At 68.0% G+C, this 26,287-nt stretch carries 21 protein-coding genes; 12 read left to right on the top strand and 9 right to left on the bottom strand.

Annotated features, from left to right (window positions below; genetic code table 11):
* Window positions 1–6 precede the first annotated feature (6 nt).
* Complete coding sequence (locus ACWGE0_RS28110; RefSeq protein ID WP_452263890.1) at window positions 7–1,284, bottom strand: M14 family zinc carboxypeptidase; 1,278 nt, start codon at window positions 1,282–1,284, stop codon at window positions 7–9.
* Between the two features lie 318 nt (window positions 1,285–1,602).
* On the opposite strand from ACWGE0_RS28110, the gene ACWGE0_RS28105 reads away from it, so the two are divergent.
* Entirely contained in the window at window positions 1,603–2,367 is a 765-nt protein-coding gene (locus ACWGE0_RS28105) for an alpha/beta fold hydrolase (protein WP_452263889.1), read from the top strand.
* Here the strand turns inward: ACWGE0_RS28105 and recD2 are convergent.
* Together recD2 and ACWGE0_RS28095 are read right to left on the bottom strand one after the other, a co-directional pair.
* The gene (recD2, locus tag ACWGE0_RS28100; protein ID WP_452263888.1) at window positions 2,342–4,540 is read right to left on the bottom strand and encodes an SF1B family DNA helicase RecD2; all 2,199 of its coding nucleotides are present in this window, start codon (window positions 4,538–4,540) and stop codon (window positions 2,342–2,344) included. The genes ACWGE0_RS28105 and recD2 overlap by 26 nt on opposite strands.
* Before the next feature lie 9 nt (window positions 4,541–4,549).
* Window positions 4,550–5,461: a carboxyl transferase domain-containing protein gene (locus tag ACWGE0_RS28095; RefSeq protein WP_452263887.1), complete on the bottom strand. Its 912-nt coding sequence runs from the start codon at window positions 5,459–5,461 to the stop codon at window positions 4,550–4,552.
* A gap of 145 nt (window positions 5,462–5,606) precedes the next feature.
* On the opposite strand from ACWGE0_RS28095, the gene ACWGE0_RS28090 reads away from it, so the two are divergent.
* The 5 genes from ACWGE0_RS28090 to ACWGE0_RS28070 all read left to right on the top strand — a co-directional run bounded on the left by ACWGE0_RS28090 (window position 5,607) and on the right by ACWGE0_RS28070 (window position 14,406).
* Window positions 5,607–6,296, top strand: a complete 690-nt coding sequence (locus ACWGE0_RS28090; RefSeq protein WP_452263886.1) for a response regulator transcription factor — start codon at window positions 5,607–5,609, stop codon at window positions 6,294–6,296.
* 23 nt (window positions 6,297–6,319) lie between these two features.
* On the top strand, window positions 6,320–7,291 hold the full coding sequence (locus tag ACWGE0_RS28085) for a HAMP domain-containing sensor histidine kinase (protein ID WP_452263944.1): 972 nt from the start codon (window positions 6,320–6,322) through the stop codon (window positions 7,289–7,291).
* A gap of 635 nt (window positions 7,292–7,926) precedes the next feature.
* A complete protein-coding gene (locus tag ACWGE0_RS28080) occupies window positions 7,927–9,375 on the top strand; it encodes a DUF4153 domain-containing protein (RefSeq protein WP_452263885.1) in 1,449 nt (482 codons plus the stop codon).
* A gap of 100 nt (window positions 9,376–9,475) precedes the next feature.
* On the top strand, window positions 9,476–13,213 hold the full coding sequence (locus ACWGE0_RS28075; RefSeq protein ID WP_452263884.1) for a Pls/PosA family non-ribosomal peptide synthetase: 3,738 nt from the start codon (window positions 9,476–9,478) through the stop codon (window positions 13,211–13,213).
* Window positions 13,210–14,406: a M1 family metallopeptidase gene (locus ACWGE0_RS28070; RefSeq protein ID WP_452263883.1), complete on the top strand. Its 1,197-nt coding sequence runs from the start codon at window positions 13,210–13,212 to the stop codon at window positions 14,404–14,406. Before ACWGE0_RS28075 ends, ACWGE0_RS28070 begins: the two co-directional genes overlap by 4 nt.
* Here ACWGE0_RS28070 and ACWGE0_RS28065 read toward each other — a convergent pair.
* Complete coding sequence (locus ACWGE0_RS28065; protein WP_452263882.1) at window positions 14,403–14,759, bottom strand: Imm8 family immunity protein; 357 nt, start codon at window positions 14,757–14,759, stop codon at window positions 14,403–14,405. The two genes, ACWGE0_RS28070 and ACWGE0_RS28065, sit on opposite strands and share 4 nt — an antisense overlap.
* Window positions 14,760–14,850: 91 nt before the next feature.
* Here ACWGE0_RS28065 and ACWGE0_RS28060 point away from each other — a divergent pair, with 91 nt between their 5' ends.
* Entirely contained in the window at window positions 14,851–15,933 is a 1,083-nt protein-coding gene (locus ACWGE0_RS28060; RefSeq protein ID WP_452263881.1) for a mechanosensitive ion channel family protein, read from the top strand.
* Here ACWGE0_RS28060 and ACWGE0_RS28055 read toward each other — a convergent pair.
* Window positions 15,923–16,273 (bottom strand): MerR family transcriptional regulator, encoded by a 351-nt coding sequence (locus ACWGE0_RS28055; protein WP_452263880.1) that lies wholly within the window; start codon window positions 16,271–16,273, stop codon window positions 15,923–15,925. The two genes, ACWGE0_RS28060 and ACWGE0_RS28055, sit on opposite strands and share 11 nt — an antisense overlap.
* Before the next feature lie 42 nt (window positions 16,274–16,315).
* Here ACWGE0_RS28055 and ACWGE0_RS28050 point away from each other — a divergent pair, with 42 nt between their 5' ends.
* Together ACWGE0_RS28050 and ACWGE0_RS28045 are read left to right on the top strand one after the other, a co-directional pair.
* On the top strand, window positions 16,316–16,975 hold the full coding sequence (locus ACWGE0_RS28050; protein WP_452263879.1) for an alpha/beta fold hydrolase: 660 nt from the start codon (window positions 16,316–16,318) through the stop codon (window positions 16,973–16,975).
* A gap of 146 nt (window positions 16,976–17,121) precedes the next feature.
* Window positions 17,122–17,397: a hypothetical protein gene (locus ACWGE0_RS28045; RefSeq protein WP_452263878.1), complete on the top strand. Its 276-nt coding sequence runs from the start codon at window positions 17,122–17,124 to the stop codon at window positions 17,395–17,397.
* A gap of 53 nt (window positions 17,398–17,450) precedes the next feature.
* On the opposite strand, the gene ACWGE0_RS28040 is transcribed toward ACWGE0_RS28045, so the two are convergent.
* The 3 genes from ACWGE0_RS28040 to ACWGE0_RS28030 all read right to left on the bottom strand — a co-directional run bounded on the left by ACWGE0_RS28040 (window position 17,451) and on the right by ACWGE0_RS28030 (window position 21,746).
* The gene (locus ACWGE0_RS28040) at window positions 17,451–20,684 is read right to left on the bottom strand and encodes a S8 family serine peptidase (RefSeq protein ID WP_452263877.1); all 3,234 of its coding nucleotides are present in this window, start codon (window positions 20,682–20,684) and stop codon (window positions 17,451–17,453) included.
* Window positions 20,685–20,935: 251 nt separating this feature from the next.
* The gene (locus ACWGE0_RS28035; RefSeq protein WP_452263876.1) at window positions 20,936–21,433 is read right to left on the bottom strand and encodes a hypothetical protein; all 498 of its coding nucleotides are present in this window, start codon (window positions 21,431–21,433) and stop codon (window positions 20,936–20,938) included.
* A gap of 175 nt (window positions 21,434–21,608) precedes the next feature.
* The gene (locus tag ACWGE0_RS28030; RefSeq protein ID WP_452263875.1) at window positions 21,609–21,746 is read right to left on the bottom strand and encodes a hypothetical protein; all 138 of its coding nucleotides are present in this window, start codon (window positions 21,744–21,746) and stop codon (window positions 21,609–21,611) included.
* 148 nt (window positions 21,747–21,894) lie between these two features.
* Between ACWGE0_RS28030 and ACWGE0_RS28025 the strand changes: the two genes are divergently transcribed.
* Together ACWGE0_RS28025 and ACWGE0_RS28020 are read left to right on the top strand one after the other, a co-directional pair.
* The gene (locus tag ACWGE0_RS28025) at window positions 21,895–23,847 is read left to right on the top strand and encodes a tetratricopeptide repeat protein (protein WP_452263874.1); all 1,953 of its coding nucleotides are present in this window, start codon (window positions 21,895–21,897) and stop codon (window positions 23,845–23,847) included.
* 27 nt (window positions 23,848–23,874) lie between these two features.
* Window positions 23,875–24,561 carry a hypothetical protein gene (locus tag ACWGE0_RS28020; RefSeq protein ID WP_452263873.1) on the top strand — a complete coding sequence of 229 codons (687 nt, stop codon included), beginning with the start codon at window positions 23,875–23,877 and terminating at the stop codon, window positions 24,559–24,561.
* A 318-nt stretch (window positions 24,562–24,879) separates the two neighbouring features.
* On the opposite strand, the gene ACWGE0_RS28015 is transcribed toward ACWGE0_RS28020, so the two are convergent.
* The gene (locus tag ACWGE0_RS28015) at window positions 24,880–25,299 is read right to left on the bottom strand and encodes a cupin domain-containing protein (protein ID WP_452263872.1); all 420 of its coding nucleotides are present in this window, start codon (window positions 25,297–25,299) and stop codon (window positions 24,880–24,882) included.
* Window positions 25,300–25,446: 147 nt separating this feature from the next.
* On the opposite strand from ACWGE0_RS28015, the gene ACWGE0_RS28010 reads away from it, so the two are divergent.
* Complete coding sequence (locus ACWGE0_RS28010; RefSeq protein WP_452263871.1) at window positions 25,447–26,250, top strand: S1 family peptidase; 804 nt, start codon at window positions 25,447–25,449, stop codon at window positions 26,248–26,250.
* Window positions 26,251–26,287: the final 37 nt, after the last annotated feature.

The following is a 26,287-nucleotide window of genomic DNA, read 5'->3' as shown; positions in this document are numbered from 1 at the left end:
ATGCCGTCAGTAGGGCTTGGGCGCCGCTTTCATGGCCGAAACGAGCATGGAACGCACTTTCGGCCAATGCACGTCCTGCTGGCACGAGTACGGCGGGACGAAACCGCCGCAGGTGCCCGACGAAGCCCCGATCTCCCACACGAAACTCGGCACGCCCAGGTCGTCGTACACCCAGTCGTCCGTTGCGCCGGAAGCGTTGTAGAGCAGCTCACCTGGCTGTCCGGCGCGGAAACCCGACAGCGAAGCCATGTCGTTCGCCATCTTGCGCAGCGCCGCGTCGTTGCCGGTCTTCTCCGTGCTCCAGCCCCACGGGAAGAGCACGTAGTTTCCGTAGCTGTGCATGGAGATCACGGCGCCGGTGGTGTCCGCCGCGGCCGCTGCTGTGTCACCGGGCGCGCGGGTGTCGCGGTAGAGCTTGCGCCACAACGACTCCAGGGCCTGGGTCTCCACCTCGGAGTCGGCGCGCGGACCGCGGTATATGTCGCTGCACTTGTTGGTGGACGTGCCGACCTCACCCCAGTGCGAGCCGGCGTTGCGGTTGAGGTCGACGCCGCGCGGGCCGGAGCTGCAGGTGCCGTTGGCGTTCTTGCGGTGCAGGACCGGCGAGTCGCCGCCGGACTCGACGATCTCGACGCCGTCCGGGTTGGCGATCGGCACGACCCAGACCTCGACGTCGCCGAGCATGGCCTCGAGGTCCGAGCCGACCAGGTCGTCGATGAATCGCCACGCCATGTCACCGGTCGTGATTTCGCGGGCGTGGAGTTGTCCCATCACGAACAACCGCGGTTTCGGCGCGGTGGGCGTCAATGCGCAGTCGCCGGGGCCTTTCCGCGTGATGCAGATGGCTTTCAGGTCATGTCCGCCGCTGCCCTGCGTCTTGCGCCAGGAGTCGCCGTAATCGACCACGGTCGCGAGTTCGGGGTGCGCCTGAGCCACTTCGTCGAGATGGGCGAGATGAGCCGTAATGGTCCGATAGCCGCCGTAGTAGGTCGTATCGGCGAGAGAGCGCGGCGCCCATTGAGACGGAGGCATCGCCGTCTCGACTGAGGACCCATAACCGTCGGAGCGCAGCTTGCCGGCGGTGTGCGCGTCACCCATCACGAACAGGTCGTCGCCGTCGCGCTGCTCCAGCACGTCGTAGCCCAGTCCGAGCAACCGCTGGGCGGAATCACCCAGCGGGGCGGGCACACGCAGCACGTATGTCGTCGGCGGGCCCTCCGCCGGCGCTGGTGAGGGGCCCAGCAGGAGAGCCAGACAGGCGAGCAGGGCGACGGCGGTGCGCATGATCAACGATGATCGACCGTCCTGCGCGGTCCCGCCAGTCCGTTCGACCGACCGGATGATTACCGTCCGGTGCTTGGGATCGAGAAAGCGACCGCTTGGCGCGTTGTGACGGAAATCAATAGGCTTTCTCCCAGAACCGCACCGGCTATTGTCGTTCTCGGGAAGACAACGGGAGAGCTCAAACCATGGATCACCTCTACAACGACGACGTCACTGAGATCTCCCACTTCCCATGGCGCGGTTCTCTCACGGACGACGACGAGGGACTGGAGCCGACCATCGTCCGCAGCATGGACTGACGAAACTCGGGGGTTTCCCATGACCGGCCTGTCCACCGTCGTCAAGGGCACCGGCCCTGCCCTGCTGCTCGTGCACGGGGCCGGCGGCAGCATCCAGGCCAACTACGGCCCGATCGTGGGCACCCTCACCCAGTACTTCACCGTCATCGCGCCGGACCTGCCGGGCTCCGGCGGCTCACCGAAGGCGGCGGGCGCGCTCGACCTGGACAAGCTCGCCGACGACCTGGTGGACATCGCGGTCGAGGCAGGGCACGAGTCGTTCTTCGTCTCCGGCTACTCGATGGGCTGCGCGGTCGCCGTCACCATCGCCGTCCGGCATCCCGAGCGGGTGCGCGGGCTGGTGCTGAGCACGCCGTTCACCAAGATCGACGACGCGACCAAGGCGAAGATCGACCACTGGAAGTCGCTGCTGGACGGGTCCCGCGCGGTGCTGTCGCGGTTCATCCTCTCGGTGATGTGCAGCAAGGAGTACCTGGCCAGGCTGACGCCCGCGCAGGCGGAGGGCTTCGCCGAGCTGATCGGCGCGAGCGTGCCGACCGGGTCCCCCGCGCACGTCGACCTGATCCTCAAGATCGACCTGACCGACGTGCTGCCGCGGGTGTCGCAGCCGACGCTGGTGATCGGCGCGTCCGGTGACCAGCTGCTGTCGCACGACTTGGGCAAGCAGGTCTCGGACCTCATCCCGGGGTCCAAGTACACCGACATCCCTTGCGGACACGCGATCGCACTGGAAGCCGCGATGCCGTGGGCGCGGCTGATCACGGACTACCTGACGTCGGTTTGAGCTGTTCTGAGGCGGCTGTTCTGAGGCGGTGGGCCAACGCTGTGTGGCGGCGGCCCGCCCCGACGGTTCTGACGGCCTGGCCGATCGCGCGTTTCGAGCCCACCAGCACGACGAGCTTCTTCGCGCGCGTGACGGCGGTGTAGAGCAGGTTGCGCTGCAACATCATCCACGCGCTGGTCGTGATCGGGATGACCACGCACGGGTACTCGCTGCCCTGTGACCGGTGGATGGTCATGGCGTAGGCGTGGCTGAGCTCGTCCAGTTCCGAGAACTCGTAGTCGACCTCCTCGTCCTCGTCGGTGCGGATGGTCAGCTTCTGCTCGACCGGGTCCAGCGCGATGACGACGCCCAGGGTGCCGTTGAAGACGCCGTTCTTGCCCTTGTCGTAGTTGTTGCGGATCTGGGTGACCTTGTCGCCGACCTTGAACACCCTGCCGCCGAAGCGTTTCTCGGGCAGGTTGTCGCGGGACGGGGTGAGGGCTTCCTGGAGCACGGTGTTCAACGAGCCCGCGCCGGCCGGGCCGCGGTGCATCGGCGCGAGGACCTGGATGTCCTTGCGCGGGTCGAGCCCGAACCTGCGCGGGATGCGGTTCGCCACGACGTCCACGGTCATCGTCGCCGCTTCTTCGGCTTCGTCGGTGCCGAACAGGAAGAAGTCCGGAAGTCCTTGCACCAACGGATAATCGCCGCTGTTGATGCGGTGGGCGTTCGTGACGACGCCGGACTCCTGTGCCTGGCGGAAGATGTGCGTGAGGCGGACGTTCGGGATCGGGCTTCCTTGCGCCAGAACGTCTCTGAGCACCTCGCCCGCGCCGACGGACGGCAGCTGGTCGACGTCACCGACGAGCAGCAGGTGGGCGCCGGGCGGAACAGCTTTCACGAGTTTGTTGGCCAGCAACAGGTCCAGCATCGAGGCCTCGTCCACGACGACCAGATCGGCGTCGAGCGGGTGGTCGCGGTCGTACGCCGCGTCGCCGCCGGGCTTCAGCTCCAGCAGGCGGTGGACCGTGCGGGCCTCGTGGCCGGTCAGTTCGGTGAGGCGCTTGGCCGCCCTGCCGGTGGGCGCGGCGAGCACGATCTTGGCGCGCTTCGCCTGGGCCAGGCGGACGATCGAGCGGACGGTGAAGCTCTTGCCGCAGCCCGGTCCGCCGGTGAGCACCGCGACCTTCTGCGTCAGCGCGAGCTTGACCGCTGCCGACTGGTGTTCCTCGAGGTCGGTGCCGAGCCAGGCGAACGCCTTGCCCCAGTCGACGCCGGAGAAGGCGGGCATGCGGTCCGTGTCGCTGTGCAGCAGGCGTTTGAGCTGCGCGGCCATCGAGATCTCCGCGCGGTGGAACGGGACCAGGTAGATGGCGATCTCGTCGTCCGGGAGCTCCTCGCGGACCACGCCTTCCTCGTCGACGAGCTCGGCCAGGCAGTCGATGACCAGGCCGGTGTCGACCTGGAGGATCTTGATGGCCTCCGCGATGAGGGCCTGTTCCGGCAGGTAGCAGTTGCCGTCGGTGGTGGCCTCGGAGAGCGTGTACTGCAGGCCGGCCTTGACTCGTTGCGGGCTGTCGTGCGGGATGCCGACTGCCTTCGCGATCACGTCGGCGGTCTTGAAACCGATGCCCCACACGTCGCTGGCCAGCCGGTACGGCTCTTCCTTCACGACCTCGATGGCCTTGTCCGCGTACTGCTTGTAGACCCGGACGGCCAGCGACGTGGACACACCGACACCCTGCAGGAAGACCATGACCTCCTTGATGGCCTTCTGCTCCTCCCAGGCGTCCGCGATCAGCTTGGTGCGCTTGGGACCGAGCTTCGGAACCTCGACGAGGCGCTCGGGCGCGTGCTCGATGACGTCCAGCGCGTCGACGCCGAAGTGCGTGACGATCTTGTCCGCGAGCACCGGGCCGATGCCCTTGATCAGGCCGGAACCGAGGTAGCGGCGGATGCCCTGGATCGTCGCGGGCAGGATCGTCGTGTAGTCGTCGACGTGGAACTGCTTGCCGTACTGCGGATGCGAGCCCCAGGTGCCGCGCATGCGGATCGACTCGCCCGGCTGCGCGCCGAGCAACGCGCCGACGACCGTGACCAGGTCGCCGCGGCCGGTGTCGACCTTCGCGACGGTGTAGCCGTTGTCCTCGTTGGCGTAGGTGATCCTTTCCAGGACCGCTTCGAGGACGTTCATGCTGCGAACCTACAACGGGATGTTGCGGTGGTGTCCTCTGCGGACCGGTGCCTGGGCGAAGGCGTCGACGAGGACGCGGCGGGTGTCGTGCGGTTCGACGACCGCGTCGACGCCGTCGTGCCGCGCGTCCGGCCAGGCGAAGACCCTGGTGGCGCCGAGCGAGCGGGCGTTCATGGTGACGTTCGCGGTGCCCGTGACCAGGGTGATCCTCGGGACGACGCTCTCCGCGAACGCGTGCAGCAGCTTGGCGCCGTCGCGGACCTCGTCGCCGGTGTCCTGGGCGCCGGCGACGGCGATCAGCGGGATGCCGAACGCGTCGCACATGCGGACGAACCGTGCGCCCTTCTCCACGGCTGTGGCGTCGAGCGGGCCGGACTGCTCGGCGACGCCTACCGTGCGGCCGCCGAGCCTGCCGAGGCTGGTGCGGAGAGCGTGGCTGGCGCCGAGGTGCAGTGGTCCGGCGTCGAACAGCGACGGGCCCCCGTTCAGAACGGGGTTGAAGGTGCCCTGCCGGCCGAGCAGGTCGACGACCTGACGGGCGGTGCGGACGGCCTCGGGCTCGGCGGCGACGAGGACGTCGGCGATCTCCGGGTCGTTCGAGATGACGACGTCGCTGAGGGCCGGGCCGTAGGCGTCGGTGCCTTGGAGGCGCTCCAAGACGATCGCGATCTGGGGAATCCAGCCGGACGCGCGGGTCATGGCCGCGAACGCCCGGCCGGTGTCCTCGATGTCGGTGCGGGAGGTGGGACGCCAGCAGCCGACGACGGGGCATCCGTCACGCACTGCCTGGTCAACCGCCGCGACCACGCCCTCCAGTCCGTTGTAGGCGTACGCGTGGGCGCCCTGCACGTCACCGCGGGCGTACGCCGTTCCGAACCAGGTCGCGGAGTCGGGATCGAAGAGCGAGGTGAGCCCGGCCATGTTCGGAGCCTAAGGAGATGGTTCGCGTTGTTAACAGTGCTGAGGTTCCCGCTTCCGGTAACCGCCGGGTAACTGTCCGGCTTCTGCACACGATCTTCACAACTTGTCCCGGCGTCCTCCACGACATGCCCATAAAGTCGCCGCCATGACAGGTCAGCGCCGGGTGCTCGTCGTGGAGGACGACATCACGATCGCCGAGTCCGTGGCCGCCCGGCTGCGGGCCGAGGGGTTCGTGGTGTCGGTGGCTCATGACGGGCCTTCCGGAGTCGCGATGGCGGCCTCGTTCGTGCCTGACCTGGTGGTTCTGGACGTGATGCTGCCGGGGTTCGACGGGCTCGAGGTGTGCCGGCGGATCCAGGCGTCGCGGTCGGTGCCGGTGCTGATGCTGACCGCGCGGGGCGACGAGACCGATCTGCTGGTCGGGCTCGCCGTGGGGGCCGACGACTACCTGACCAAGCCGTTCTCGATGCGTGAGCTGGCGGCGCGGGTGCACGTGCTGCTGCGGAGGGTCTCCCGGGCTGTTTCGTCCACGTCCATGGAGCTCGGGGATCTGGTGATCGACCTGGCCGGGCGCCGCGTGCGCCGGGCGGGTGTCGAGGCACATCTGACGCCCACCGAGTACGACCTGCTGGTGTTCCTGGCCGAGCGGCCTTCCGCCGTGCAGGCGCGGGAACGGTTGCTGGCGGAGGCGTGCGGGTGGCACGAGGGGGCGTCGTCGCGGACCGTCGACAGTCACGTGAAGGCGTTGCGGCGCAAGCTCGGAGCCGACCTGATCCGGACCGTGCACGGGGTCGGGTACGCGCTGGAGGTTCCCCAGAAGAAGGTGTCTTCGTGAAGACGGTTCTGGGCTGGCTCGACATGCTGCCGCGGCCGTTGGACTCGGTGCGGTCGATCAAGCTCAAGCTCGGGATCGTCATCGTGGTGTCGGGGTGCGTGTCGTTCGCCTACTTCCGTTACGTGACGGGGTGGTTGCCGCCGCGGACGACGTTGATCGCGTTGGTTCTGGGGTTGCTGACCTCACAGTTGCTGGCGCACGGCATGACTTCTCCCTTGCGGGAGATGACGTCCGCGGCCCGTTCGATGGCTTCCGGGGACTACTCGCGGTCTGTCCGGGCGACGTCTTCGGACGAGGTCGGGCAGCTGGCGGAGGCGTTCACGGTGATGGCTGCCGACCTTGCCGCCGCTGATCAGCAGCGGCGGGAGCTGATCGCGAACGTGTCGCACGAACTGCGGACACCGATCTCGGCGTTGCAGGCCGTGCTGGAGAACGTGGTCGACGGGGTCGCGGTAGCTGATGCGGCGACCATGAAGACCGCCCTCGCGCAGACCGAACGGCTGGGGCGGCTGGTCACCGAACTGCTGGACCTGTCGAAGATCGACGCTGGGGTGCTGTCGCTGAACCGGGAAGTGCTGTCGGTGTCCTCGCTGGTGGCCGATGTGGTGGCCGAGGCGGCGGTGGCTGCCCCGGCGGCGTCGTTCTCGATCGACGTGCCGGGCGATCTCGAGGTTTTGGCTGATGGGGAACGGCTGCACCAGGTGTTGGTGAACCTGGTGGACAACGCTGCCCGACACGGACCCACCGGGGGGTTGGTGTCCGTGTCGGGTTCGTTGGCCGGTTCTTCTGTGGTGCTGGAGGTGCGGGACGAGGGGCCGGGGATCGCGCTGGCCGACAGGTCCCGGATCTTCGAGAGGTTCACCCGCGGGGAGAGGGCGGGGGGTGGCGGGACCGGGCTCGGTCTGGCCATCGCCCGGTGGGTGGTGGACCTGCACGGCGGGACGATCGCCGTGGTGGATCCCGGGTCGTGCATCCGGGTGACTTTGCCTCGCTGACTTCGGTTTTTGACTTCGGTTCTTCGACTTCGGTTTTTTGACTCCGGTTTTGTGACTTGGTTCTTTGTTCGCACCCGCTGGCTGTTGGTGCGACGGTGAAGCGCGCCCGTTTCCGGGCTTGGGAGAGAGACATGACTGACTCGACGCAATCGCCTGACTCCTCGGAGTCGTCATCGGGGGATGCCGCGCGGCGGCGGTATCGGCACTTCCGGAAGGTGGGGTACCGGCCTGTCTCCGGGGGTGGGGAGCCCGCGGAGCCTGGGGGTTCGCCGGCTGCCGAGGAGGTTGAGGGCGCGGCGGCAGCTGAAGACGCGGCGGCATCGAAGGCCTCTGAAGGCGCTGAGCAGGCCAAGAGTGAGGCGGGAAAGGCTGCGGAAGGCGCCGAGGCAGGCTCTCGCAGGGGTACCCCCGAGCTGGGAACCCCTACAACTCAACCTACTCAGGAGGTCCGACAAGATCGGCCGGCGAGCGAGAGCCCGGCCGAGGCGAGTGCAGAGCCCAAGCCTGCGAAGGCGGCCGAGAAGCCCGTCAAGGCGACCGAAGCGCCCAAGCCCGCGCAGGTCGCCACCGCCACCCTCCCCCCACCCTCGCCGTGGCAGGCACCACCACCCCGCTACCCCAACGCGGCAGTGGTCATGTCCGCGCCAGGCGTTCCGTTCATGCCCTGGTGGCGTCCGCCGGCGACCGGCGCCCCCGCCCAGGTGATGGTCATCGGGCTCATCGCGGGCCTGGCCGGTGCGTTCCTCGCCGTGCCCGGCAACGGCATCGGCTGGTTCCTGGCGGGGCTGTGCGGGGTCGGGGCGGTGTTGTTCTACGCGGGCAAGCCGTCGGTCGAGCGGGCGCTCTGGCTGGCGGGCGCGCTCGCGTTCCTGGCGATGGGCTTTCTGCGGGCGGCCGAGTGGATTTTCCCGTTGAGCCTGCTGGCGTCGATGCTGTGCGGTTCGATCGCGATGGCGGGCGGGAAGACGGTGCGGGGGCTCGTGTTCGGTGCGGTGGGCGTCGGGCTGGGCGGGTTGCGGTCGATTCCGTGGGTCGCGAAGGGGTTCAGCAAGCGGGGGCCGATCGGCATCAGGCCGTTCGTCTCGGTCGGTGTGGCGCTGGTGTTGTTGATGGTCTTCGGGTCGTTGCTGGCCGGGGCGGACAAGGGGTTCAACGACTTCCTGGAAAGCCTGGTGCCGGACCTCGACGTCGGCGTCTACGTGCAGATGACGTTCTACGGCGTGGTCGCGGCGGCTGGGGCGCTGGGTGCGTGTTACCTCGTGGCGGCGCCGCCTCAGATCAACGAGGACGCGGAGGCCAAGCCGGGCTCGTTGCGGCTCAAGGACTACGGGTTGCCGGTCGGCGTGCTCGTGTTGCTGTTCACCGGGTTCGTGGGGACTCAGCTCGCGGTTTTGTTCGGTGGTGAGGCTTATGTGATGAAGACGGCCGGCGTCACGTTCGCGGAGTATGCGAGGTCCGGCTTCTGGCAGCTGCTGTGGGTCACCATTCTCACGCTCGGGGTGATCGCCGGTGTCGCGCGGTTCGCCGTGAAGAAGACGGCGCGGGAACAGTTGTGGCTGCGGGTTCTGCTCGGTTCACTGGCGGTGCTGACGCTGGTGATCGTGGCCAGTGCGTTGAGCCGCATGTGGTTCTACCAGCAGGCTTACGGGTGGACTGTGCTGCGGCTGCTCGTTGCGTCGTGCGAGCTTTGGCTGGCTCTTGTCTACGTGCTGGTGATCGCGGGCGGCATCACGTTGCGTGCCAACTGGTTGCCCAAGGCGATCGTCGGGACCGGGACGGCGTTCCTGCTGGCGGTCATGGTGATGAACCCCGAACGGGTGGTCGCCGACTACAACGTGTCGCGGTTCGAGGCCACGCAGAAGATCGACACCTGGTACTTGTCGCAGCTGTCCGAGGACGCGGTGCCCGCGTTGCTCCGGCTGCCGCAGCACGAACGCACATGTGCCTTGCGGTGGTTGAAAGAACGCAGCGTCGAGCCGGACTGGCGGGAGTTCAACCTCGCGCGCTACACCGGCCAGAAGTCACTCGAAAGTGTTGCGGTGACTCAAGTCACCTGTGAGGGTGCCTACCCCGAAGGGCGGTAGTCCGTTAACTGGCGGTAAAGTCGCAGGTCTGCCAGTTGCCGAGAGGGTGAGAAGTGACGCTGTCGTGACCATTGCGGCTGAACCCGTTGTCTTTCGATCGATGTTCACGGCAGGGGATGCGCCCTCACCGCGCACACTCCTGGACATCTTGCGCGCGAGTGCCGAACAGCACCCGAACGCGCTGGCCGTCGACGACGGCACCACCGCGCTGACGTACCGCGCATTGATCACAGAAGTACTGGAACTCAAGGAAAAGCTGGCGGCCGACGGGATCGGGGTCGGCGACCGGGTCGGCATTCGCGTGCCGTCCGGGACCGTCGACCTCTACGTCTCGATCCTGGCGACCCTCGCGGCGGGCGCGGCCTACGTGCCCGTCGACTTCGAGGACCCGGACGAGCGGGCAGAGCTCGTGTTCGGCGAAGCGGGCGTGTCCGCGGTGCTCGGCGAAGGCCGATCCGTTGTGCTGCAAGGCCCGTCGCTCGGCCTTCCGGGCGAACCGTCGCTGGACAACGACGCGTGGATCATTTTCACGTCCGGTTCGACCGGCAAGCCCAAGGGCGTCGCCGTGACGCACCGCAACGCCGCCGCGTTCGTGGACGCCGAGGCCCGGCTCTTCCTGCAGGACGAGCCGATCGGCCCGGAAGACCGGGTGCTGGCCGGGCTTTCCGTCGCGTTCGACGCCTCCTGCGAGGAGATGTGGCTCGCGTGGCGGTACGGCGCCTGCCTGGTGCCCGCGCCGCGTTCGCTGGTGCGCACCGGCATGGACCTCGGGCCGTGGCTGGTCGAGCAGGAGATCACCGTCGTCTCCACGGTTCCGACGCTGGCCGCGCTGTGGCCGGTCGAGGCGCTGGACGACGTGCGGCTGCTCATCTTCGGCGGCGAAGCCTGCCCGCCGGAGCTGGCCGAGCGTCTCGCGGTCGAGGGCCGCGAGGTCTGGAACACTTACGGGCCAACGGAAGCAACGGTTGTCGCCTGTGCCGCGCAGATGACCGGTACCGGTCCCGTGCGCATCGGTTTGCCGTTGGACGGCTGGGAACTCGTCGTCGTCGACGCCCAGGGCGAGGTCGTGCCGATGGGTGAGTCCGGCGAGCTGGTGATCGGCGGCGTCGGCCTGGCCCGCTACCTGGACGAGGCGAAGGACGCCGAGAAGTACGCGCCACTTCCGTCCATGGGCTGGGACCGCGCGTACCGCAGCGGTGACATGGTCCGCGCCGAGCCCGAGGGCCTGCTGTTCCTCGGCCGCGCGGACGAGCAGATCAAGCTCGGCGGCCGGCGCATCGAGCTGGGCGAGGTCGACGCCGCGCTGGGGGCGTTGCCCGGTATCGCGGGTGCCGCCGCTGCCGTGCGCACGACGCGTGGCGGCAACCAGATCCTCGTCGGCTACGTGGTCGTCGACGGTGAGTTCGACCAGGACGCGGCTGTCGAGCAGCTGCGCGCCGAACTGCCCGCCGCACTGGTGCCGTTGATCGCGGTCGTCGACACGCTGCCGACGCGCACGTCCGGCAAGGTCGACCGCGCCGCGCTGCCGTGGCCGCTGGAGTCGATGGACACCGCGGGCGTGGTGTTCTCCGGGCTCGAGGGCTGGCTCGCGGAGCAGTGGACCGCGGTGCTCGGTTCCGGGCCTGCGTCCGAGGGCGCGAACTTCTTCTCGTCCGGCGGTAGCTCGCTGGGCGCCGCACAGCTGGTCTCGATGATCCGCACGCGGTACCCGAGCACCTCCGTGTCGGACATCTACCAGAACCCGACGCTGTACAAGCTGGCGCGGCGCCTCGAGTCGTACGGTGAGACGGCGGAGGTGCGCGAGGTCGCGCCGACGCCGCGGCTGGCAGGTGTGATTCAGACGCTGCTGATGATCCCGCTGCTCACCATTTCCGGTGCGCGCTGGGTCGTCGCGCTGACCGCTCTTTCGAACGTGCTGGGCTGGACTTCAGTTTCCTGGTGGTGGGTCGTCGCCGGGTGGGCGGTGTTCATCAGCCCCGCCGGGCGTCTCGCGATCTCCGCGGGCGGCGCACGGCTGTTGCTGCGCGGCGTGAAGCCCGGCGAGTACCCGCGCGGCGGTTCCGTCCACTTGCGACTGTGGACCGCCGAGATGCTGGCGCAGATGTCGCGCGCCACCGAGCTTTCCGGCTCGTGGGTCACGCACTACGCACGGGCGTTGGGCGCGAAGATCGGCCCCGGCGTCGATCTGCACTCGCTGCCGCCGGTCACCGGCATGCTGAAGGTCGGCCGTGGCGCGGCCGTCGAGCCCGAGGTCGACCTGTCCGGCTGGTGGCTGGACGGCGACCGGCTGGTGCTGGGCCGCATCCGGATCGGCGCCGGCGCGACGATCGGTGCGCGCAGCACGCTCTTCCCCGGCGCGCGGATCGGCAAGCGGGCAGAGGTGGCACCTGGTTCGGGCGTCGTCAGGTCCGTGCCGACGGGCCAGCGCTGGGCCGGTGTGCCCGCCACCCGCGAGGGCAAGGCGTCGCGCTCGTTCCCGTCGCGTCGTCCTACGCGCTCGTACTTCTGGAACCTGATGTACGGCGTGTCTTCCGGCCTGCTGGGCGCGCTGCCGCTGCTGGCGGCGGCTCCTGCCCTGCTCTACGTGCTGCGCCAGCCGGTGTCGCTGACGTCGGCGTTGTGGGACGTGCCGGTCGCTTCGGCGATCTGGTTCGGCACCTACGCGCTGCTGGTGCTGGTTTCCGTGCGCCTGCTGGGCATCGGCATGCGCGAGGGCTACTACCCCGTGCACAGCCGTGTCGCGTGGGCCGCGTGGACGACCGAGCGGTTGATGAACAACGCCCGCACGGCCCTGTTCCCGCTGTACGCCTCGCTGTTCACGCCGGTGTGGCTGCGCCTGCTCGGCATGAAGGTCGGCCGTCACGTCGAAGCGTCCACCGTGGTGGCGCTGCCGAAGATGACCCGCGTGGGCGACGGCGCGTTCCTGGCCGACGACACGATGGTCGCGACCTACGAGCTCGGCGGCGGCTGGTTGCGCATCGCGACCGCCCGCGTGGGCAAGCGCGCGTTCCTGGGCAACTCGGGCATGACCGCACCCGGCCGCAACGTCCCGAAGGGCGGGCTCGTCGGCGTGCTGTCGGCGGCGCCGAAGCGGGCCAAAGCCGGTTCGTCCTACCTGGGCATGCCGCCGATGAAGCTGCCGCGTGCGGCCGAGGTGTCCGACCAGTCGCGCACCTACAACCCGCCCAAGCACCTGATGTGGGCGCGGGCGCTGGTGGAGCTGTGCCGGTTCGTCCCGGTGATGCTGAACGTCGCTCTGGTCGTGCTCGTCCTGTTCGCGCTGAAGGAGTTCGGCCTCTGGTGGTCCGGCGTGATCCTGCTGGGCGCCGGTGTCGCCGCGTGCCTGGTGGCGGTCATCGCCAAGTGGGTGCTCGTGGGCCGCTTCAAGGTGCGTGAGTACCCGCTGTGGTCGGCGTTCGTGTGGCGCAACGAGCTGGCGGACACGTTCGTCGAGGTGCTCGCGGTGCCGTGGCTGGTCGGGTTCTCCGGTGGTACGCCGCTGATGAACCTGTGGCTGCGCTCGCTGGGCGCGTCCGTGGGCCGTGGCGTGTGGTGCGACTCGTACTGGCTGCCCGAAGCCGACCTGGTCACGCTGGGCGCCGGTGCGTCGGTCAACCGCGGCTGCGTCGTGCAGACGCACCTGTTCCACGACCGGATCCTGCGGATGGACCGGGTGACGCTGGGCTCCGGCGCCACTTTGGGCCCGCACGGCATCGTCCTGCCGGGAGCGTCCGTCGGCGCGCACACGACCATCGGACCCGCCTCGCTGGTCATGCGCGGAGAGGATGTACCGTCGGGAACCCGTTGGCTGGGCAACCCGATCTCCGCGTGGACATGAGCTTCTCCGTACACCATTACGCACTAGAGCTTGACTACAAGCCGCACTCCGCACGCCTCTCGGGGCGTGCGGTTTTGCAGGCTTCCTGCACGTCGCTGTCGTCGTTCTCCTTGTCGTTCGGCTCGTTGCGGGTCTCCAAGGTGCTGGTGAACGGCAAACCGGCACGCTATGCACACGCGGGCGGCGTCCTGAACATCCGCGCCGCCGTCCGCGGAGCCTTCTCCGTCGAGGTCCGCTACTCGGGAATGCCCGTGCCGGTGTCCACTCCGGAGTGGGGCGACCTCGGCTGGGACCAGCTCACCGACGGCTCCATCGTGGCCTCCCAGCCCTTCGGCGCGCCGTCGTGGTTCCCGTGCCTGGACGTGCCGGCCTCGAAGGCCTCGTACCTGCTCGACGTGACCGCGCCGTCGTCCTACATGGTCGTGGGCAACGGAGTTCTGGTGGACGGCAAGGTGTCCGGCAGCACCACCCGCTGGACGTACTCGATGGCCGCGCCGATGGCTTCGTACCTGGCGACCGTCCAGATCGGGCAGTACGTCGAGGCACTGCCCGGCGTGTGGTCGCCGCCCCGGCTGCGTCGGCTCGTGGCGCACGACTTCGCCCGGCAGAACCAGATGATCACGTTGTTCTCGTCGCTGTTCGGGCCCTACCCCTTCGCCACCTATTCGGTCGTGGTCACCGATGACGCGCTGGACGTTCCCGTTGAGGCACAAGGCTTGTCGACGTTCGGTGCGAACCACGTCGACGGGCGGCGCGGCTCCGAACGGCTGGTGGCGCACGAGTTGGCGCACCAGTGGTTCGGGAACTCCGTCGGAATTGCCGCGTGGGAGCACATCTGGCTCAACGAGGGCTTCGCCTGCTACTCGGAGTGGCTGTGGTCGGAGGCTTCCGGTGGCCGGTCCGCGGACGCCTGTGCCGCCGGAGCGCGGGATCTGTTGCGGCGGTTGCCGCAGGACCTGGTGATCGGCCAGCCGCCGCGCGCTGACTGGTTCGACGACCGGGTCTACAAGCGCGGGGCTTTGACGCTGCACGCGTTGCGCCGCGAGATGGGCGACGACTCGTTCTTCGCGCTGCTGCGGGAGTGGTGTGCGCGGAATCGGCACGGGGTGGTGACCACGGAGGACTTCCTGGCGCTGGCGGGGCATCGGGAGCTGCTCACGCGGTGGCTGTTCAAGGCCGCACTGCCCGTCTAGGCCTCCGAGCAATCCTCGAACTCGTAGTACCCGAGTCGGGTCAGGCGCTCGGCGACCTCGGCCCAGGACGTGCCCTCCACCCGTTCGATCGCCGCTCGAACCGCCTCGAGGATCTCGCTGATCTTCGACGTTCCGACGATGACGAGTGACCTGCCGAAGAGGACTCGCTGCGTCGACACGGTGGAGGTGAGACTCGCGAGGGTGCACACGTTGAACTCGACCGACTCCTCGCCTTCGCTGTCCGCCGGACCGACGAGTGCCTGCAGCAGGAAGGAGAAGTCGTCCGGATCGTCTGGACGGAAGTCCTCCATGTCCACGTCCGGGCTGATGAAGTGCCGCACGACCGCTCTCATGTCGTGAGCCTCTCACCTTTCGTGAGCTGATTCATGGTGTTCCCCTCCCCAGACACCGGGTACCCCGCCCCGATACGGGAGGAGGAACGACGTGCTGTTCGTGGTGCTCGGCTGTTCGATCGCGTTCGCGTTGCTGGTGGTGGAGGTGATCCATCGGCTGGTGCGCCGCTTCACCCACAGCGGCAAGATGTACCGCCCGGGCCAGGTGTTCGGGGCCTTGCTGGCCACCCAGATAAGCCTGAGCGTGTACCCGATGGACGCTCCGATCACGTTGCACGCGCTGGGGATCGCGCTGATCCTGGCCGGCGCGTGGCTTCTCTCGGCTCTGGTCAGCACGCTCGTGGACATCTCGCTGTCGCGGATCCGCACGGACGTCACGGACAACCGGCACGCGCGACGGGTGCACACGCAGGTCACGTTGGTGCGGCGGTTGACGTTGGTGGTCATCGGTGTGCTGGCGGTGGGCGCGATCCTCATGACGTTCCCCGGTGCGCGGGCGGTCGGGTCGACGGTGCTGGCCAGTGCGGCGGTGATCGGTGCGGTGGCGGCGTTGGCGGCGCAGTCGTTGCTGGGCAACGTGATTTCGGGGATGCAGATCGCGTTCAGCGACGCGGTGCGGCTGGACGACGTTGTCGTGGTTGAAGGTGAGTGGGGGCGGGTCGAGGACATCACGCTGACGTACGTGGTGCTGCACCTGTGGGACGACCGGCGGCTGGTGCTGCCCACCTCGTACTTCTTGAAGAATCCCTTCGAGAACTGGACGCGCACGCAGTCGGCGTTGCTCGGGACCGTCGAGCTGGATCTGGACTGGACGGTGCCGGTCGAGGCGATGCGGCAGGAGATGCGGTCCATGCTGGAGGGCAGCGATCTGTGGGACGGGCGCGTGTCCGTGTTGCAGGTGACCGGTGCGACGCAGGGTTTCGTGCGGCTGCGGGCGTTGGTGAGTGCGGCCGACGCGGGCAAGCTGTGGGATCTCCGCTGCCTCACCAGGGAACACCTGGTGGACTGGGTGCGCAGGCAGCACGGCGGGTCGTTGCCGCAGGTCAGGACGCGTGCGGTGACCAGCACGTCGCGGCAGCAGCCGGCCAGCGACCAGCACACCGACGCGCGGGTGTTCGGCGAGAGCCTGGACGGGGCGCAGCGGGAGCAAGCGTTTGCGGGGCCTAAGCCGTAGAGCGGTCCAGGATGCCGGTGATCAGGCCTCGGCAGCGGGCTATCTCGGCGGCCTGGGTGTCCAGGCGGGCCACCTCGGCGTGCAGGGTGGCTATGAGGTCAGCACACGGGTCGAGGCGTGGTGAGGCGTCCACGACGCACGGAAGCAGCAAAGCGATGGTCTGCACGGACAGGCCGACGTTGAGCAACGCCTTGATGCGGCGAACGGTTTCGACGTCGCCCGAGGAGTACGTGCGGTAGCCGTTGGACGAGCGCGTGGACTGCAAGAGCCCGCACTGCTCGTAGTAGCGGACAGAGCGTGTGGAGACGCCGCACGAGGCGGCCAGTTCACCGATCAACACGTCTTGACCTTGACACTGATGTCAAGCCTTACGGTCGCGAACATGAACGTGATCATTCATGGCGCACAGAGCGTGGCAACCCACTGGGACCTGGTGAAAGCCCTGCTGGAACCTGCGGAGGTACCGGAACGGCGCGGGCGCAACGGGGTGCCGCTGCCGGACGACTACAGCCTGCGCACCGAGATCGACGACCTGCACGCGGTGCTCGACCGGCACGAGCGGCCTACCCTGATCGGGCACAGCTACGGCGGGCTCATCGCGTTGCTGACCGCGCAGGAACGCGACGACCTCACCGCACTCGTGCTGTACGAGCCGGCGATCCACCTCGACAGCGCGACGGTGAAGCGCTTCGGACAGGCGCTGAGCAGGGGCGATCGCGACCGCGCACTGGAGATCATGGTCACGGACCTTGCGGGTGAGCAGGCGTTCCGCGAGACCGATCCGGAACGCTGGCTCGAGGCGCAGGACATGCTCGACACGACGTGGCGCGAGCTGACGCTGGTCGACGACTATCGCTACGAACCACCGAAGCTGGAGGTCCCGGTGACGGTCATCGTCGGCGAGCACACCGACCACCTCTTCGGACCGGCCGCGCGCGACGTCGTGCGGGACACCGGCGGCCGGCTGGTCACGCTCGCCGGGCAGGGTCACGTCGCACACGTCACGAACCCGGAACTCCTGGTAGCCGCCATTTCTGCGTGATCTGCCGATCGGGATGCAACCGGCCGCGCAGCCCGTTCCGTCCTTGCCACATGAGAAGACCGCTCGCCGTCGCGTTTTGCGCGCTGGCTCTCGGAAGCTGTGGTACGAACGGGGTCCCAACCGTGCCGTACGCGGAGGTCCCCGTCGTGTCTTCAGCGAAACCGGACAAGAACCGGATCGAGCAGGCGAAGCGCGACGGCCACCTCACCGTGCCACTGATGATCTCCGTGCAGCCGGGACGCGACGAGGAGGTCGAGCAGGCACTGACGAAGCTGGGCGCGACCGTCGAGTCGCGGGATCCCAGAATCGGTTACCTGCGGGCCGAGATGCCGGTGGACAAAGTGGAAGACGCGTACCTCATCAGCGGTGTGTCCAAAGTGGACGTGGACGAGCCGCTCGGCAACAGGCTCCCCGAACCGTAGAAAGCCCCAGGATCTCGTGAATCCTGGGGCTTTCCGCGTCATTCAGTCGAGCTTCAGCTGACGGACTCGATGATCACGGCACCGCGGCCGACGACGTTCTCGTCCGCCGTGCGCACCTCGAGCTCACCGCGCAGCACGCGGCCGGCACCCGGCTGGCCCTGCGCCGTGATGACGCCCGGCACCGTCCACGACGCACCGGCGGCGCGGTCGGCGTTGGCGTCGGTCACGGACAGCGTGCCGAGACCGGCGGCTGTGTAGACGTCGAAGTAGTCGTACTGCGTGGTGCCCTGCGGCACCGCGAAGCCGTCCACGATGACCTTCCACGCACCGGCGGCCGGGTTGGCCAGCGTCACCGACTCCTCGGAGTCACCGTCCGCGGACTGACCAGCGGTCAGACACGTGCCCGACGTGCAGTTCTGCACGATCAGGTCGAGGTCGGCGCCCTGGTCGGACGGGTTGCCGATCGTCACGGTCAGCCGCGACGCACCAGCCGGGACCTGGATGGCGTACTCCTGGGTCTCCAGGTTCCCGATCGTCAGGCGGCCCGTCTTGGCGCTGCCGACCGCACCGGCCACGAGCCGGCCGTTGAACGCGGCCTGCGTGTTCGTGACGGTGTAGCTGCGGTTGAGCGGCGTGCCCAGCGTGGCGGACGCGATGACGTCCGGGTTCGGGCTGATCGTCGTGCCGAGCACCGACGCGGTCACCGAGTACGGCGCCTCAGCGACGTCGGAGGTGCGACGGGCCTCGACCACGATCTCCCAGACACCGGACATCGGGCTGGTGATGGTGCGGCTGGTCGGCGTGCCACCAGCACAACCGGCACCCGCGTCGGGGTTGTAGCAGTTGGTCGAGCTGGTCACGTCGAGCGGCACGCCCTGCGGGGTGAAGCGCAGGAAGCGGACCTGACCCTTGCCGGCCTCAGCGCCACCGGCGGCCATGTCGATCTTCAGCGCGGTCGTGCCCTGGGGCACGTTCACGAAGAGACTGGTCGACTGGTTGCGCGCGATCGTGCCGGACTTGGTGACCGAGAACTTGTTGGCGGCGTTGAAGTTCTCCGCCGCGAACACGGTGTTCAGGGTCTGCACGTCGACGCCCGGGGTTTCCACGTCGTCCAGCTGCAGGACGGCGCTGTGCACGCCCGCGGTACCGGCCTTGATCTTGACGGGGAACTGCACCGGCGTGTTGAACGGCAGGTCCACGGTCTTCGCGGCCTTGAACGTGCCGTCGTTGCCCTTCCAGGAAACCTTCCAGGTCTCCAGGTGATCGTGTCCCGTGGTGCGGGTCAGCGTGTAGGTGCGGGTGTACTCCTGGCCCGCCGTGACGCCTTCACGGTCGTGGATGCCGACACCGACGTTCGGGGTGGCCAGCAGTCCGCTGAGGACGGTGTTGACCGGCACCGAGGTGGTGACCTGGTTCGGCACGCCGTGCCTGTCCAGCAGCGACCAGGCAGCGTTGGTGTTGAACAGACCAGCGCCCTGCTCGTAGGCACCGAGGGTGCTCACGAAGTTCGCGCTGCGCTGGATCGCATAGCGCAGCTCGGCGCTCGTCGGCCGCTCGCCGTTGTGCTCGGCCTTGTACGCGCTCACGAGCAGCGCGGCGGCACCGGTCGCCTGCGGGGCGGCCATCGAGGTGCCGTTGAACTGCGAGTACCCGGCCGGGAGGGCGTAGGTGCCCGCCACCGGGCCACCCGGCTGCCAGCGCGGCGTGGTGGAGATCGCCGAACCCGGCGCGACGATGTTCGGCTTGAAGCCGCCGTCCTCACGCGGGCCGCGCGACGAGAAGCCGTGCAGGTTCTGCTTCTGCGCGGTCGTCGAGCCGTAGTTGGAGAGCCAGGTCTCCTTGGTGATGTACGAGCCGACGCTCACCGCGTCCGTGGCGACCGACGGGTCACCGACGGTGTTCGCGCCCGCACCCGAGTTGCCCGCCGAGATGAAGATCTGGACGTTGTACTCGTTGATCGTGCGGTTGTAGAGCTCCGCACGGGCGTTGTTGCCGTCGTTGAGCGCCGGGAGGCCACCGATGGAGATGTTCACGACGTCGGCGCCGTTGCGCGCGGCGTAGAGGACACCGTCGACGAGGCCGGAGCTGGTGCAGGCCGGCGTGGAGAGGCAGGCCTTGATGGCCATCAGCTTCGCGCCCGGCGCGGCACCGGCCATCTTGCCGTCGAGCAGCTTGTGCGCCGCGGTGATGCCGGCGACGTGGGTGCCGTGCGCGCCGGCCGAAATGCCCAGGTTGACGAACGGCGTGCCCGCGTTGTCGTAGATCGAGCGGTCGGTCTGCACGACGAACGCGACGCGGTCGGTCACCGGGGTCGCGGGGTTGTCGGTGCCGAAGAAACCGGAGTCCTTCTTGACCTTGTAGTCGATCATCCGCGGGTTGTTGGTGAAGTTGCCGTCACCATCGGTGTCGACGAAAACTTCCTTCGTCGTGATGTCCTGGATGACGCCCCACGAGTCGAGGCGATCGCCGTCGCGGTTGATGTCACCGCCGATCTCGCTGCCGGCACCGCCGAGGTCGCCCGCGATCTCGCGGAAGAGGCCGAACGAGTAGGGGCCACCGGTCGCCGGCGCCGTGTACTCCTTGCCGCCCTCGACGAACTTGCCGACGCGACCGGTCTTGGTCATGGTGACCCAGGTGCCGTCGCCGGAGTTCGTGGCGTTCGCGTTGTACCAGTCGATGATCTTGCGCTCACCGGTGCTGGTCGTCTGCAGGGCAGGGGTGTCCAGGTCGATGCCGGAGTCGATCACGGCGATCGTGGTGCCGCGGCCGTCCCACTTCGGGTGCGCGGTGGCGAACTGCGCCGCCTGCGTGTCCTGCGTCGGCATGTACGGGTTGGTGCGCGGGGTCTTCGAGTCAGGAGCCTTCTGCGGGGCCGGCTGCTCCATGCCCTGCGGGCGCGGGTCGTCGACGGCGATCAGGCCGTCGACGTCCACCGTGCTGACCGAGGCCAGCTTGGCGGCCTTCGCCGCGTTGTCGCGCGGGATGGTGACCTTGACGTAGTCGACGTCCTTCTCGGTCTTCTGGACCGTGGCGCCGAGAGCCTTGAGGTCGTTGACCGCGGCATCGGTCTTGCCGTCCTCGGCGGCGACCAGCAGGTCGACGGTCGCCTTGCCCTGGCGGGCGGCCTCGTCGACGAGCTCGCGGTCCAGCTTGTCGAGCTGTTTGTCCGCGGCGGGTTGCTGCGGAGCGTTCTGCGCGATTGCAGGGGTGGCGGCGAAGCCGAGCCCGGCAGTGCCCAGCACCGCGGTCAACAAGACCGTTCCGGTGCGGCGTCTCCAGTTCTTCACGGCGCATGTGCCCTTCGTGGGGTAAAGAGTGCTCCGAAGCACATCTCTTCGCCTCGCGAGAGGCAATCGTCTCCTCGGAGCATTCTCGAGATCCACATTGGACTGTTCAGAGTCTTGTCCGCGCACACTAATAGTGCTGCGCGTTTCTCTTTAGCCGTGGAACGAGCAGATGCCTTCCAGTCAAGAGCTGATGGAGGGGAATGTCAAGGCTGCGTCAACGGTGAACGTCGTTGCCGTGTAACAGGATCCCGTCAGCGGACGATGGACTGATCGCTATTTCCGCCCAATAGCGAACGCAATCTCGACCGCACGCGGGCAACGATGCTCTGGCCGGTCGCGACCACTTTCGGCTGCGCTCCGCACGACGGACAGTTACCCCGATGCGCTTTTAGCGCCCGCTGGAGTTGGGCGACGTGATCCGCCGTCCGCGCGGGCACGGAGTCCTTTTTGATCGAGAGCAGACTCAGCTCGGTCAGCGTCTCCTTGCGGCTGCGCAACCTGACCACGGGCGCGATCGTGTGGAAGAAGATCAGGTTCCGCCGGCGCGCCGGTTCGATCGTGTGGACGTCACACCACTCGATGACGCTCTGCCGGTCGAGGCTTCTCGACGTGATGCCCTCGGCGGTGAGCTTCGTGCCCATGCCGAAGCTGCGCCACGCGACCGTGCCGCCCATGAGGGACCACAGGCCGCCGAAGACGTAGCCGAACCAGGGGCCGCCCGCCATCGCGATCGGCCCGCTGACGGCCACTGCTCCGCCGAGCCCGAACAGGACCCATCTCCACCTGGTGTGCATCTCCCCATCCTGTTTACCCGATTCGGGTACTCGACCTACAAACGCCGTGGAAGCTCGCGTTGTTGAGTGACGGGGCGCTGTAGCACTCGACAGCTCAGCTCCGATTCCGTGAGGGACGGAACGATCGGCCCTAAGGTGGCGTGATGCCGCGCACGTGGAAGTGGATCATCACCGTGGCGTCCGGCGCCGCGGTGTTCGCCGGCGTGTGGTGGCTGTGCGAGGCCTGGCTGAACCGCTCCTCCGGCGACGCGATCGGGATCGCGGCCATCCCGAGCGCACTGCTCGTGTCAGTGCTGGCCTGGTGGGCAGGCCGCGACAAGCCCGCAGTGGCCACTGTCGCCGACGCCGGCCCGACAACGCACGCGTCCAACACGATCGCGTCCAGCGAGATGCGTCAGGCCGTCCAGGCAGACCAGGTGCACGGCGACATCCACTTCCACGCCGCGCCCGCCGCCCCGGTGACCCCGACCACGGCCGGCCAGGTCGTCACCGGCCTGATCCCGCACGAGCCACCGAACTTCCAGACGCCACGACAGGTCGCCGCTCTGGCCGGCATGACCGGCGAGGTCTGTGTGGTGTGCGCGGTGACCGGCCAACGCGGCGTCGGCAAGACCCAGGTCGCGGCCGCCTACGCCCGCCGTCGGGTGCGGGACGGATGGCTCGTCGCGTGGGTGGGCGCGGAGACCGACGACCAGATCACGGCCGGCATGGCCGAGCTGGCCGAACAGCTCGGGCTGCGCCAGCCGGAGGACACCGCTGATGTGACCGCCACCCGTGTCCGCAACCACCTGCAGATCCGGCAGGGGAACGCCCTGATCGTGTTCGACAACTTGGTGTCGCTCGACTCGATCCGGCCGTATTTGCCAGGGGCCGGGAGCACGCAGGTCGTGGTCACCAGCACGGTGCGCGGGTCGCATTTGGGGCGTGAGGTGCCGGTCGACGTGTTCGACGAGGAGACGGCGTTGCGCTTCCTCCGCGAGGCGACCGGGATCGTCGATGACGCGTCTGCCGGTGAGCTCGCACGCGAGGTCGGGTATCTGCCGCTCGCACTCGGTCAGGCCGCAGCGAGGATCCGTGCTGGCTGGGACTACGCGACCTACCTGGACCACTTCCGGAAGTTCCCAGCGGAGAAGTACCTGAACCGGCGGGACGGCGACCCGTATCCGTTGGGGGCAGCGACGGCCATCCTGATCGCGCTGGAGCCGTTCTTCGGCAGCGAGACCACGGAGATGCTGTCCGTGTTGTCACCCGACGGGGTGGCGCGCGAGCTGTTCGGAGAATCTGCCGACGACGAGCTGGCACTGCTGCACGAGGCGTCCCTGGTCGAGTTCGCCGGCGGCTCGTCCGTGATCATGCACCGGCTGGTGCAGCGGGTGATCAGGGATCGCTGCCAAGCCGCTGACGCCTACGAAGTCGTGTTGTTGCGGGCAGCACACGCGATGGGGGCTCACGCCAACGATCTGATGGACGGTGATCTGTGGACGAGGCGCTACTCCGGCCACGATCTGGTCCGGCAGATCGACGCGTTGTGGAACAACGCCGCCGGATCCGAGAAGCGCGATCTGAATGAAAAACTGGTCTGGCTGCGCCTGTGGACGAAGAACTTTCTCGGGTTGACCCTGGACTACTCCCGCCCGACGCTGCCCATGCAAAACTATCGCGACTGCGTCAAACTCCTCGGCCACAACCATCCGTTGACCCAAACCGCATTGCGAAACATTGCCACCCACGCCCGGAGAAAGGATGCCGAGGATCCGACGTCCGATCTGGAAGATGGCCTCGCGACGGCAGTGAGAGAGTTCGGCGAACGCGATCCTCGTACGCTCATCCTCACGATTGCACTGGCCAGGTGGTACCGGGCGGTCGATCGCAGGGAGGAAGCGATTGCGTTGTACGAGCGAGTCATTCAGACGTGGCCGGACGACGCACCACGGCACGACATGCTCTCCGCGACCGATGATCTCGCCCGCGCGTACCTAGAGATCGGGCGGCCAGAAAAAGCAATCGAACTACTTGAGGAGAATCTTCAGGAAAAGAGGTCACTGCACACGTGCAGGGCCAACTCGATACGTATCACAATGTCGTTGCTCGGCAGTACTTACTCCAATATGAGGCGCCACGAAGAGGGGCTTCAGCTGCTGACCAAGGTGTTGGAGGAAAAGCGCAGCGAACTCGGCCCCGACCATCCTGAGTGCGTCACGGCGGCTTGCGATCTCGGGCTCACGCTCATCCTGGCCGGACAAGTAACCGAAGCCAGGGTTGTGCTCGAAGACGCGCACAAGCTGGCCCTGCGCATCCTCGGCAAAGATCACGAGTACACCGAGACCGCCGCTAGATCGCTCGCGGTGCTGGACGTTCCGCACGACTAACAGCTGTTCAGGCGCTACCTTGCGCGCATGGACCTGAAGCCGGTCGCCGACGAGCTCTACGGGCTGCCTCCGAAGGAGTTCACCGCCGCCCGCAACGCCGCCGCCAAGCAGGCCGACGACAAGGACCTCGCCAAGGCCATCGCCGACCTGCGCAGGCCCACCGTGGGCGCGTGGGCGGTCAACAGGCTGGTCCGGGACGCCCCGGAAGGCCTGGAGGAGGCGCTGGGCCTCTCCACCGCGCAGCTGACCATGCGGGAGCTCGGCCGCAAGCGCAAGGAGCTGATGGAGGCGCTGGTCTACCGCACGCTGGAGCTGACCGGGCCGCTCGCGGACGACGCCGTCACGCAGGTGCGCAACACGCTCACGGCGGCGATGGCGGACCCCGATTCGGCCGAGCAGGTGCGCAGGGGCCACCTCACCAAGGGGCTGGAGTACTCCGGGTTCGGGTTCGCGCTGCCGGCACCGGAGCCGACGCCGGACGGTGAGGACGCGCTGGCCCGCAAGCGCCGGGAGCGGCAGGAGCGCAAGCGGGCAGAGGCTCAGCAGGCGTTGGACGAGGCGGAGCAGGGGCTCGGGGAGGCTCAGGCCGATCAGCTGGCGGCTCAGCGGGCGTTCGACCGGGCGGCGGAACGGCTGGAGGACGCCAAGCGGGTCACGGCGGCGGCGGAGAAGGCTCGCAAGGCCGCGGAACGCAAGCTCAACGACCTGTCGTGAGCACTTGATCACCGCGCGCGTCTGAAGGGGTAAGAACCTGAAGACGACCTGAAGGAATTGAGCCTGGTCACACTCAAAGCCGAGTGGAACACGGCGGTCCGGTTGTACGTTCAACAATGTGGTTGGCCGCGGGCGCTCGAGCTGCGCGCCAGGGCGATCCGACACCCCCAGGTTGGAACAGCCCTTCCGCAGGCGCGGCGTGCTCGCGCCGCGGTCAACCCGCCGTCGACCGACACCACCGGAGAACCCCCCTCACCGGGCAGTGGCGGTCGGCGGCACCTGGATAGTGCGGTGCCCATCCCCCCAGAGGGCACCGCACTACAGGTTGTACTGGTCGTGGCGCGCGTAGAAGGCCGCCAGCTCCTCCGGCGGCAGGCCCTTCGCGGCGCCGACCTCCAGGAAGAAGTTCTCGCGGGCGATCCCCGGTGCGAAGAGGATCAGCATCCGCACGGGAGCGTCGCTGTCGTTTCGGAACGCGTGCGGGCGGTTCGGCGGCACGTAGAGGAAGTCGCCCTCGCCACCCTTGATCCACTCGTCGCCGTCGAACAGCGTGATCTCGCCTTCGAGCACGTAGAACGACTCGGAGAACGTCTTGTGGAAGTGCGGGCGCGCTCCCGGCTGGCGGGCCTCCATCCGCCACTCGAACAGGCCGAACTCGCCGTTCGTGGCGGAGCCCGGTGCCACGAACCGGGTGGTCTTGGTGCTGAAACCCACTTCGGAAGCCGGTCGGAAGGTCATCGGCGATCTCTCCCCAGAAAGTGAACTTGATTCAGGTCTCGTCGTTCGGCGGGTTGTTCATGGTCTCCTAAGTTACGTGGACGAACTGAGACGACACGTTCGCCGTTCCTTGCCGCGTAAGCAAGTTCCCTGCGGAAGGAACGGCGAATGCTGTTACGAGGTGGAGTCGCGGCCGCGCTGATCGCGCTCACGATGGCGGGCACGGCGGTCGCGGATCCGTCCGCCCAGGTGGTCGGCGGCACCCGAGCGTCCATCAAGGACAATCCGTTCGCGGTGTATCTGGCGCCCACGGCCGACACCCGCGATCCCCGGTGCACCGGGGTCGTCGTGGCACCGAACAAGATCCTCACCGCCGCGCACTGCGTGGACGAGGGTGTGACCGGCCCGAAGCCGATCCCGCTGGACAAGCGCGTGGTCGTGGCGGGCAGGGAGAACGTGCACAGCACCGGTGAAGGTGTCGTCGCGAAGCTCACGAAGATCGTCATCAACCCGCAGTACGACGGCATCTCCTTCGACTCCGCGGTGCTGACGCTCGACCGCGCGCTGAAGCAGAAGCCGATCAAGATGGCCGGTGCGGCGGACCGCCACCTGTACGCGCCGGGCAAGTCCGCCACCGTGATGGGCTGGGGCGCGGTGAAGGAGGGCGGCAGCACCAACGGTTACCTGATGAAGGCCTCGATCCCGATCCTGGAGGACGAGACGTGTCGCGTGTTCTGGGGCGACGACGGTGCCGGCAACGACTTCTACGAGAACAAATCGATGATGTGCGCGGCGGTGATGAAGGGCGGCATCGACGCGTGCAACGGTGACTCGGGCGGCCCGTTCGTCGCGGGCGGCAAGCTGATCGGTCTGGTGTCGAAGGGCGACGGTTGCGCACGGCCGAACCACCCGGCGATCTACGCGCGGGTCGATGCCATCAACTCGTGGGTCGCGAAAGAGATTTTGCTCTGATCTCGCGTGGTGGACGCGGGTTGACGGTCCTGCGGCT

The organism is Lentzea sp. NPDC054927 (genome assembly GCF_053610285.1).
Note: the sequence above shows the minus strand (reverse complement) of the source record. Positions and strands in the feature narration are given on the sequence as shown.